Here is a 6,185-nt window from a genome sequence, read left to right on the forward strand (position 1 = left end):
GGACCCACCGCGTGACGGTGCTTTCGAGGTGGTGCGCAAGCTCGCGACCCTGGGTGCCAAGCGGTTGGTATACGTGTCGTGCAACCCGGCCACGCTGGCGCGCGACACGCAGGAATTGATCAAGCAGGGCTACCGGTTAAAACGTGCCGGGATTCTCGATATGTTTCCTCAGACGGCACATGTCGAGGCCATGGCGTTATTTGAAGCGAGCCAGGACGGCTCGTCTGAATCCGTCTGATCTGTCCGCGCAGCGCTCGCCTGAGCCCCGCGAGCGCGAACGGACACTGAGGATCAGCGATTTGACGCATTGAGTCTGCGTCGTAGGGAAGGTAAAGCAGCATGGTACAGGTGAGAGCACACCAGCCGATCAACACCGACGGCAGTATCAATCTCGAGGCCTGGCTCGATCACGCGGTCAGTGTCGATCTGGCACTGGATCGCGAGGCCTTGAAAGAAGCCTGCGAGTTCGCTCGCGAGGCCGAACAGCAGTCCAATGCGAAGAAGAACCTGTGGGCCGAAGGCTCCGGCAGTTTCAGCACGGGCCTTGAGATCGCCGAGATCCTCGCCGACCTCAAGCTCGATCAGGATTCGCTGGTCGCCGCCGTTTTGTATCGCGGCGTGCGCGAAGGCCAGATCGAGCTGGCGGCCATCGGCCAGCGCTTCGGTCCGGTAGTGGCCAAGCTGATCGACGGCGTGCAGCGCATGGCGGCCATCAGCGCCAGTCTCAGCCCACGGCAATCGATGGTCATGGGCACGCAAGGGCAGGTCGAGAACCTGCGCAAAATGCTCGTGGCCATGGTCGATGACGTACGCGTTGCGCTGATCAAACTGGCCGAACGCACCTGCGCCATCCGTGCGGTGAAAACCGCCGACGATGAAAAGCGCAACCGCGTCGCTCGCGAAGTCTTCGACATCTATGCGCCGCTGGCCCATCGCCTCGGCATCGGTCATATCAAATGGGAACTGGAGGACTTGTCCTTCCGTTATCTGGAACCCGATCAATACAAGCAGATCGCCAAGTTGCTCCACGAGCGGCGGCTGGACCGCGAGCGTTTCATCAGCGACGTGATGACCCAGCTCAAGGACGAACTGCAGGCCACCGGCGTCGTCGCCGACATCAGCGGCCGGGCCAAACACATCTACTCGATCTGGCGCAAAATGCAGCGCAAGGGTCTGGAATTCAGCCAGATCTACGACGTTCGCGCGGTGCGCGTGCTTGTGCCGGAAATGCGCGACTGCTACACCGCGCTCGGCATCGTCCACACTCTGTGGCGGCACATCCCGAAAGAATTCGACGACTACATCGCCAACCCGAAAGAGAACGGCTACCGCTCGCTGCATACGGCGGTGATCGGCCCGGAAGGCAAGGTCCTCGAGGTGCAGATCCGCACCCACTCCATGCACGAAGAAGCCGAACTCGGCGTCTGCGCGCACTGGCGCTACAAGGGCACCGACGTCAAATCCGGCTCGAACCATTACGAAGAGAAGATTTCCTGGCTGCGTCAGGTGCTTGAATGGCACGAAGAGCTGGGTGATATCGGCGGTCTGGCCGAACAATTGCGCGTCGATATCGAGCCTGATCGGGTTTACATCTTCACTCCCGACGGTCACGCCATCGACTTGCCGAAAGGCGCGACGCCGCTGGATTTCGCCTATCGGGTACACACCGAAATCGGCCACAACTGCCGGGGCGCGAAGATCAACGGCCGCATCGTGCCGTTGAACTACAGCCTGCAGACCGGCGAGCAGGTCGAGATCATCACCAGCAAGCACGGCACGCCGAGCCGCGACTGGCTGAACCCGAACCTCGGTTACGTCACCACCTCGCGGGCGCGGGCGAAGATCGTTCACTGGTTCAAGTTGCAGGCTCGCGATCAGAACGTTGCGGCCGGTAAAACCCTGATCGAGCGCGAACTCAATCGCCTCGGCCTGCCGGCGGTGGATTTCGACAAGCTGGCTGAAAAGGCCAACATGAAAACCGCCGAAGACATGTTCGCCGCCCTCGGTGCCGGTGACCTGCGTCAGGCGCATCTGGTCAACCTTGCGCAGCAATTGGTCGAACCGGAGCGCGGCAACGAACAGTTGGAGCTGATCCCGCGCAAGGCTACCGGTTACAAACCGGGCAAGCGCGGCGATATCCAGATCCAGGGCGTCGGCAACCTGATGACGCAAATGGCCGGCTGCTGCCAGCCACTGCCGGGCGATGCGATTGTCGGTTACATCACCCAGGGCCGTGGCGTGAGCATTCACCGTCAGGACTGCGCCTCGGTGCTGCAACTGGGCGGGCGCGAGCCGGAGCGGATCATTCAGGTCAGTTGGGGGCCGGTGCCGGTGCTCACCTATCCGGTGGACATCATCATCCGCGCCTACGACCGTTCCGGGCTGCTGCGTGACGTCTCGCAGGTGCTGCTCAACGAGCGCATCAACGTGCTGGCGGTCAACACCCGCTCGAACAAGGAAGACAACACCGCGCTGATGTCGCTGACCATCGAGATCCCCGGTCTGGATGCGCTGGGACGGCTGCTGGGGCGGATTTCGCAATTGCCGAACATCATCGAAACGCGGCGTAACCGTACTCCGTGAAGATGACTCTGATCCCATGTGGGAGCTGGCTTGCCAGCGATGCAGACAACTCGGTCTCTCAGGAGAGTCGAGGTGATGCAATCGCTGGCAAGCCAGCTCCCACAGGATTTTGTGGTGAGCCTGATAAATGATGTATTCACTCGAAGACCTGCTCCACCTGATGTCCCGTCTGCGCGATCCGCAGTTCGGCTGTCCGTGGGACATCAAGCAAACCTACGCGACCATCGTCCCGCACACCCTCGAAGAGGCCTATGAAGTGGCCGATGCCATCGAGCGTGGCGATCTCGACCATTTGCAGGGCGAGTTGGGCGATCTGTTGTTTCAGGTGGTGTATTACAGCCAGTTGGCCAAGGAAGAAGGGCGGTTCGAATTCGCCGGGGTGATCGACAGCATCACGCGCAAACTGATCCGCCGTCATCCGCATGTGTTCCCGACGGGCGACCTGTACGCGCCGCTCGACGTGCCGCGCTTGAGCGAAGAGCAGGTCAAGCAGCGCTGGGAAGAGATCAAGGCCGAAGAGCGTGCCGAGAAAGCCTCTGCGCCCGAGCAGTTGTCCTTGCTTGATGATGTGCCGGCCACCTTGCCGGCACTGTCGCGCTCAGCCAAGTTGCAGAAGCGCGCCGGGCAGGTCGGTTTCGACTGGCCGGATGCCTTGCCGGTCCTCGACAAGGTCCGCGAAGAGCTCGATGAAGTGCTCGAAGCCATGTCGGAAAATGATCCGGTGGCGGTGGCCGACGAGATCGGCGATTTGCTGTTTTCCGTGGTCAATCTGGCCCGGCATCTGAAGGTCGATCCGGAAACAGCCCTGCGCGGCGCCAATGGCAAGTTTGAAAGACGTTTCCGTTTTATCGAACAGGCATTGCGCGACACCCACCGTCCCATGGAAGATTGCACCCTCGAAGAGTTGGACGCCCTGTGGGGCGAAGCCAAACGCCAGGAAAAGAATGAGCCCAGCTGCGGCTGAGCCGTTGCCCAAGTGAGTAAGCATTGATGAGCCTTTCCCTTCGCGACCAGTTGCTCAAAGCAGGCCTGGTCAACCAAAAGCAGGCCAAGCAGGTCAGCAAAGACAAGCAGAAGCAACAGCGCCTGGCCCACAAAGGCCAGGCCGAGCTGGACGATTCGCAGCAGCGCGCCGCCCAGGAAGCCATGGCCGAGAAGGTCAAGCGCGACCAGGAGCTGAACCGTCAGCAGCAGGAAAAAGCCGAGGCCAAGGCCCGTGCCGCGCAGGTCAAGCAGTTGATCGAAGTCTCGCGTCTGCCCAAGCTGACCACCGAGGACTACTACAACTTCGTCGATGACAAGAAGGTCAAGCGCATCTCGGTCAACACGCTGATGCGCAACAAGCTCAGCAGCGGTTCGCTGGCGATCGTGCACCACAACGGCGGTTATGAAGTGATTCCCCGTGAAGCGGCGCTGAAGATCCAGGAGCGCGACCCGCAGCGCATCGTCCAGCTCAACGTGCAGACCGAAGAGGTCAACGCCGAGGACGATCCGTACGCGGCGTACCAGATCCCTGACGATCTGATGTGGTAAATCCACGGCTGTAACAACGACGAACCCCGCTCATGGCGGGGTTTGTCGTTTTCAAATGCTGTGTTGTTTCAGGCGGACTTCAGTTCTCTTTGTTGCTCCTGCACTTCCAGTTCAGCCTTGTAGTTATGCGCATCGATCTCGTTGTGGAACATGCCGACCAGCAAGTCTTGTTGATGCACATCCCAGATACGGATGCCGGCGGCCAGGCCTTCGTGGGACATGTGTGAATCGTCGCGTTCAGTTACTTTTACAGTCATCTGCTAGCTCCAAATCTCAAGTTACTGCACCAAGGCGTGTGCAGGACTCTGTTATAGGATTTGTTAGTCAGCTAAGTAAACCGCCAATTGGCGCAATGTGTTGTTGCGGATTTCGCAACAGTGCTGGAGGCCGCGTAAACCGCGACATTCGGTCGCAGGGTGGTAAGTTTCATGACAGAAGTTTCATCTCCAGAACGCTCTGGATCCCTGTCTTTGATCGTTCCCATGCTCCGCGTGGGAATGCCTCTGGGGACGCTCCGCGTCCAGTGACGCGGAGCGTCACGGGCTGCATTCCCACGCAGAGCGTGGGAACGATCAACAACACGGACCGGAAGTTTCCCGGCTGATATCTGCAGGCCAAAAAAAAACGCCCCGAACCAGTCGGGGCGTTTTCATGTGCGGCTCAGCGGTGGGGAATTACTTGCCTTCCCAGCGCTTCAGTACCAGCGTGGCGTTGGTGCCGCCAAAGCCGAAGCTGTTGCTCATCACGGTGTTGATGGTGGCGTTCTCGCGGGTCTTGGTCAGCACCGGCAGATCGGCCACTTCCGGGTCGAGCTCGTCGATGTTGGCGGAGCCGGCAATGAAGTTGCCTTCCATCATCAGCATGCAGTAGATCGCTTCGTGCACGCCGGCGGCGCCCAGGGAGTGACCGGACAGGCTCTTGGTCGAGCTGATCGCTGGAGCCTTGTCGCCGAACACTTCACGCACACCTTTCATTTCCGCAACGTCGCCGACCGGAGTCGAAGTGCCGTGGGTGTTCAGGTAGTCGATCGGGGTGTCGACGGTGGACAGCGCCTGCTGCATGCAGCGGATCGCGCCTTCGCCGCTTGGGGCAACCATGTCGTAGCCATCGGACGTTGCGCCGTAGCCAACGATCTCGGCGTAGATCTTCGCGCCACGGGCCAGAGCGTGTTCCAGCTCTTCAACGACAACCATGCCGCCGCCGCCAGCGATGACGAAACCGTCGCGGTCCTTGTCATAGGCGCGGGAAGCTTGTTCCGGGGTGTCGTTGCGCTTGCTGGACAGAGCGCCCATCGCGTCGAACAGGAACGACTGGCTCCAGTGCTCTTCTTCACCGCCACCGGCGAAGACGATGTCCTGCTTGCCCATCTGGATCTGTTCCATGGCGGTACCGATGCAGTGAGCACTGGTGGCGCAGGCAGAAGCGATGGAGTAGTTCAGCCCCTTGATCTTGAATGGCGTGGCCAGGCAAGCGGAAACGGTGCTGCTCATGGTCCGCGTGACGCGGTACGGGCCGACGCGCTTCACGCCTTTCTCACGCAGGATGTCCAGCGCTTCCATCTGGTTCAGCGTGGAAGCACCGCCGGAGCCGGCGATCAGGCCGGTACGCGGGTTGGACACCTGCTCTTCGGTCAGGCCGGAGTCAGTGATGGCGTCTTTCATGGCCAGGTAGGCGTAAGCCGCTGCATGGCCGACGAAGCGATAGATCTTGCGATCGATCAGCTCTTCAAGGTTGAGGTCGATGGAGCCGGAAACCTGGCTACGCAGACCCATTTCAGCATATTCCGGGTTGAACCGGATGCCAGGGCGGCTTGCACGCAGGTTAGCGGAGACGGTCTCTTTGTCATTGCCCAGGCACGAAACGATGCCCAGACCAGTGATAACGACGCGGCGCATGCGAATAACCCTTAGAAGTTGTCAGTGGAGGTGAACACGCCGACGCGCAGGCCTTCGGCGGTGTAGATTTCGCGTCCGTCGACACTGACCGAACCATCGGCGATGGCCATGTTCAGCTTGCCCTTGAGGACGCGTTTGATATGAATGTTGTAAGTGACTTTCTTCGCGGTTGGC

Annotated in this window: 5 protein-coding genes and 2 pseudogenes; 4 read left to right on the forward strand and 3 right to left on the reverse strand. The window is 60.3% G+C overall.

Features of this window, described 5'->3' with window-relative positions:
* The 4 genes and pseudogenes from OQK_RS31465 to OQK_RS18240 form a co-directional block, all read left to right on the forward strand.
* Positions 1-238 (forward strand): annotated as a pseudogene (locus tag OQK_RS31465) (23S rRNA (uracil(1939)-C(5))-methyltransferase RlmD); the annotation flags it as partial.
* Positions 239-339: 101 nt separating this feature from the next.
* A complete protein-coding gene (gene relA / locus OQK_RS18230; RefSeq protein ID WP_016773643.1) occupies positions 340-2,583 on the forward strand; it encodes a GTP diphosphokinase in 2,244 nt (747 codons plus the stop codon).
* Between the two features lie 130 nt (positions 2,584-2,713).
* Positions 2,714-3,547: a nucleoside triphosphate pyrophosphohydrolase gene (mazG, locus tag OQK_RS18235; protein WP_024013963.1), complete on the forward strand. Its 834-nt coding sequence runs from the start codon at positions 2,714-2,716 to the stop codon at positions 3,545-3,547.
* A 26-nt stretch (positions 3,548-3,573) separates the two neighbouring features.
* Positions 3,574-4,116 carry a DUF2058 domain-containing protein gene (locus tag OQK_RS18240; protein WP_016773645.1) on the forward strand — a complete coding sequence of 181 codons (543 nt, stop codon included), beginning with the start codon at positions 3,574-3,576 and terminating at the stop codon, positions 4,114-4,116.
* A gap of 68 nt (positions 4,117-4,184) precedes the next feature.
* Here the strand turns inward: OQK_RS18240 and OQK_RS18245 are convergent, their stop codons facing one another.
* The 3 genes and pseudogenes from OQK_RS18245 to OQK_RS18255 form a co-directional block, all read right to left on the reverse strand.
* Complete coding sequence (locus OQK_RS18245; protein WP_016773646.1) at positions 4,185-4,373, reverse strand: hypothetical protein; 189 nt, start codon at positions 4,371-4,373, stop codon at positions 4,185-4,187.
* 417 nt (positions 4,374-4,790) lie between these two features.
* Positions 4,791-6,011 (reverse strand): beta-ketoacyl-ACP synthase I, encoded by a 1,221-nt coding sequence (gene fabB / locus OQK_RS18250; RefSeq protein ID WP_016773647.1) that lies wholly within the window; start codon positions 6,009-6,011, stop codon positions 4,791-4,793.
* 11 nt (positions 6,012-6,022) lie between these two features.
* A pseudogene (locus OQK_RS18255) lies at positions 6,023-6,185 on the reverse strand (beta-hydroxydecanoyl-ACP dehydratase); the annotation flags it as partial.

The sequence above is a fragment of the Pseudomonas sp. R62 genome, assembly GCF_000257605.1.
Taxonomy (GTDB): domain Bacteria; phylum Pseudomonadota; class Gammaproteobacteria; order Pseudomonadales; family Pseudomonadaceae; genus Aquipseudomonas; species Aquipseudomonas atacamensis.